Below are 3,963 nucleotides of genomic sequence, written 5' to 3'. Positions count from 1 at the left end.
TTGGAGATAGCACCGGGAGGAAGTCCCTTGCTTATATAAGTATCATAGGCATCGGTCATTTCCTTATTAGGAACAGCAAGACGCGGTTTGATAACGTATTTGGAGTAATTTGATGTCGGGTCAGACTGGAGGAATCCTGCTGTCTCGGCGTCAGGAATTTCAAGTCGGTTCCAGAATACGCTTGCGACGCGGTTCATATCATCACGGAAAGGAGCTTCCTTCTGAACAATGGAAGCGAGGGTAATGAGCTGATCCAGTGTAAGACCGAGATCTTTCATTTTTTGCAATCGGTCATCAGAAGTGATCTTATCATTGAAGTTGTAGTATATCTTCTGGCAGACCTGTTCGGGGGCCATATCCTTTGTAAAGGTATAGGTATCGGGGAAGAGGTAACCTTCCATACGAGCGTCTGCAAATCTCAGAGGGTCGGGTGTTTTGGTGAGCTCGGACTCGAAGTCAAAGCCGAAGTTTGAGGCGTTGAAACGGTAAATGAAATCATTTGCGTTGCATACGCCTGCTTCCTGTAGTTTTTCTGCTGCTTCAAATATATTTATGCCTTCGTTAAACGTTATGGAAACTGGCTCCTTCTGTTGCTCCTCTTCGGCGCTGGTAAGGTTTTTGAATATAGTTTCGTAAGCCATGCTCGGGCTTACAAAGTGCTCACCGGCAAGGAAGTTGTCAGCATCGTCCCTGAATTTGGCAAAAAGCTGGAAACATTTCGGAGAATTGATTATGCCCTCATCATAAAGGAGGTTTGATATCTCTTCTGTTGTTGCACCCTCGGGAATTATTATCATTTTTGTGGAATCGCTTTTGCCGATACCGAGAACGTCCTTTCCAAAAGCGATGATCACAAGGGAAAGACAGATAGATACAGCAAAAATAAATACAGTGAGGATAAGAACACCCGGAAGTCTGTTTCTCTGCTTCTTTTTCTTCTTTTTGTGGTGAGAGCTGTTCCTTTTTACAGCAGACGTGTTCCTCATGGGAATATCATTAGCTTGTGGAGGCTGAACTCCTCTAGAAGGGAACGGCGGATGCACACTGTCCTGATCGTGAGTTGCCTGAGCGCCTGTATTATCAGTATGCATAGGCATACGGCGTCTGATGTTAGAAGCCGAAGGCTGAGGAGTGCTGTCTGGCACTTCAGCCGTATCTCCGACAGAGATTTTTTCGTTCATATTATCGTGAGGCTTGTAAGTGGGCTTAGAAGGTGCTGAGACCTCCTCCTGTTTCTTTTCGGTATTCTTAGCGTTCTCTGCTTTTTCATTGTCGAGCTGATTGAGAATATTATTGATAATATCGTTATTGTTATCAGTCATTGCAGAGCACCGTCCTTTCTTCTGTTACAATAAGATCGACCTTAAGGTCGTGCTGCATCAAAGGCAGCTGCTTGACGATGAGCTCCTCATAGGCGAGAGCAATCGTATAAAGCTGTGGGTTGGCAAAGATAAACTCGTCGTAATAGCCTCCACCGTAGCCAAGACGTCCTCCGTCCTCGGTGAAAGCAAGTCCGGGGATAATACATACGGATTTTTCGGTGGTCTCGGGTTGTGGGAGAGCACTGTCAGGTTCGGGGATACGGTACATTCCCTCATGGAGATCGGCTACCGAACCAATAAGATGAAATGTCATCGTACGTTCCGGACCGCACTTTGGGAGGGCTACGTTTTTGCCCATTTCTATTAGTTTGTCAATAAGGAGATATGTATCCACCTCTGAGCCAAATGAGGCATAGAGAAGAATATTATCAGCTTCAAGTATTTTTTCTTCTTGTAGTAGACGTTCGGTGATATCCATATCCTTGGACACCTTATCGCGTATCTCTGCACGGAGATGTGAGAATTCTTTTCGTAGTTCTTTTTTATTATCCATAATCACTCGCATAAGATAGCATTGCGCTGTCGGAGACTTTCTTCCTTTGAATGAGCTTTTTCAACCAGCTTAAGACCAAAATCAACGGCAACTCCTGCGCCTCTCGCAGTGATGAATATACCGTCCTCAGCAACGCCTCCGTTGCCTATATTTGCCCCTTCGAGCTGTGTCTCAAATCCCTCATAGCAAACGGCTGTCTTTCCTTTGAGCAGCCCCTTGTGACCGAGTATTGAGGGAGCTGCGCATATAGCACCGATATATATGTTATTGGCTACGCAGTAGTCGATAGCTGCTTGAACATAATCGGACTTTTCAAGATTAAGGGTGCCAGGCATTCCGCCGGGAAGTACGATCATCTCGAGCTCTTCAGTGAGAGGAGCTTCCTGAGCAATAGTATCAGTAACTACATTGATACCGTGAGAGCCAGCTATTATATTGTCGCCAACGCCGACGGTAACGACTTTTTTTCCTGCACGCCTGAGAAGGTCGATAGGAGCAATGGCTTCGGTCTCTTCAAAACCGTTTGCGAGAAAAACGTAGATCATTTTTTGTATCCTTTCATTTAAAAGTGACTGTATATTTTTTCAGAAGAAAAGCGGGATGGTAGGAGAGTTTTGCTCTTCGCAGACCCTCAATTCCCAGATCCTCTTCACGGTTGATATATTTATATCCTGCCGCAGCGGCATTTGCAAAGCTGTAGTTTATGCCTGCGTATATACCGTTAAAGCTTGTATCCGCTTTTTCAATGTGAACACAGAAGGTCTCGTCGTTCAGCCTGTCTCCTATAGTGAAGGCTGCGACCCTTCCGTCAACCCTTATTATACCGCCTTTAAGACCAAGCTCTAGGAAGTAGTTGAAGTAAGTGTTTATTGCGTATTGCTCGGCGATAAAGGAATGATCTTGAGTAGCCGACTTACTGTTGTACTCCATAGCGCTGAAGGTTATGCAGTCGTCGAAGTCCTTTTCGGTCATCATGGAAAACTCTGCGCCTAGCTCATTGTAACGAGCCAGATGATTACGTTTGCCATGATATTTCCTTCCGGGCAACCTTGTAAGATCAACGGTATTGTAGATGTAGTCCCAGTCTCCATCTTCCGTATCGGCGGTAAAGCCGTCAGGGAAAAGCTCACTGAGCATATTCAGTGAAGGTTCTGTGATACCTGCAACTCTGAGAGGCCTGCCAAGACCTTCGGAATATTTTCTCATTTCACCGAAGACATCTTTATAGTTCCCTTTTCCAGAGGGGAGAAAAAAGTTGGGTGTACCGTCTTCTGAACGGAATGAGCAGCAGATATAGAAATCCTTGTAAAAGGATATCTTTGAATCTCCTAGTCTTTTCCAAGCCATATTGTTGGAGAAGCTGTACTCGCAACCCATGAATTGTGAGTACTGAAGGGCTCTTGTTATACGTTCCTTGTCGGTTATTGCTATGTCTCTGAATTCAAGCATTTTACTACTGCTTTGATGTAAGAGAGTGGAAATAATCCCTGACTTCGTTTATTTTTCCGCAGGTCATTTTGCCTTCGGGACATTTGCCCTCGGCTACACAGGAAGGACCTGCGTGAGCGAAGATATGGGGAGCGACTTCGATGCACTGACGAAGCATTTCATTTGCGACCGCCCTTATCTCCCACTGTGCACGGTTGCAGCAGCGGTGACGGAAGAAATTGAAAAGCGAGCGAACATTCATGGTAACGACGATTTTGGTTTCACAGGCATTTGGAAGTACGAAGCGTGCATCCTCGTTGGCAAGCTTTGAAGCCTTTGAACGGGCTGTTTTTTCGTCCATGCCCTGTGATATGAATTGTACTGTATGCTTTTCTGTGAGCAGAGCTGCAAGCTTTTCATAGCTTCCGGTGATCGCATCTATTATTCTGTCATATTCAGTCCTTGCTTCCGGCAGTTCAGCAATGGCAGGGGGAGTGATAAACTCAAATCCATTTTCATTGACGTACCGCTGGCTTTTTTGAGAATAAGAAGCGATACGATGTCTGACCAGCTGATGGCTGCAGGCTCTTGATATACCCTCGATGCCGAAAGTGAAGCTTACGTGCTCAACAACGCTTTCGTGACCGATAGAAACGATCA

5 protein-coding genes are annotated in these 3,963 nt (G+C 45.4%); all 5 read right to left on the bottom strand.

Annotated features, from left to right (window positions below):
- The coding region (gene mltG / locus J6U00_RS04220) for an endolytic transglycosylase MltG (RefSeq protein WP_296579328.1) at positions 1-1,322 on the bottom strand (1,322 nt) is incomplete at its 3' end.
- Entirely contained in the window at positions 1,315-1,875 is a 561-nt protein-coding gene (locus tag J6U00_RS04215) for a 5-formyltetrahydrofolate cyclo-ligase (RefSeq protein WP_296579326.1), read from the bottom strand. The genes mltG and J6U00_RS04215, both read right to left, overlap by 8 nt.
- Before the next feature lie 2 nt (positions 1,876-1,877).
- Positions 1,878-2,420, bottom strand: coding sequence for a DJ-1 family glyoxalase III (locus tag J6U00_RS04210; protein ID WP_296579324.1), 543 nt, complete (start codon positions 2,418-2,420; stop codon positions 1,878-1,880).
- Between the two features lie 13 nt (positions 2,421-2,433).
- A complete protein-coding gene (locus J6U00_RS04205; RefSeq protein WP_296579320.1) occupies positions 2,434-3,324 on the bottom strand; it encodes a phosphatidylglycerol lysyltransferase domain-containing protein in 891 nt (296 codons plus the stop codon).
- Positions 3,325-3,328: 4 nt separating this feature from the next.
- Positions 3,329-3,963, bottom strand: a 635-nt coding sequence (gene thyX, locus J6U00_RS04200; RefSeq protein WP_296579317.1) for an FAD-dependent thymidylate synthase, incomplete at its 5' end; no start/stop codon positions are given.

This window comes from Ruminococcus sp., from assembly GCF_017650195.1.
Lineage (GTDB): Bacteria > Bacillota > Clostridia > Oscillospirales > Ruminococcaceae > Ruminococcus.
The sequence above is the reverse complement of the archived record's forward strand: the minus strand, read 5'-3'. Positions and strand labels throughout refer to the sequence as shown.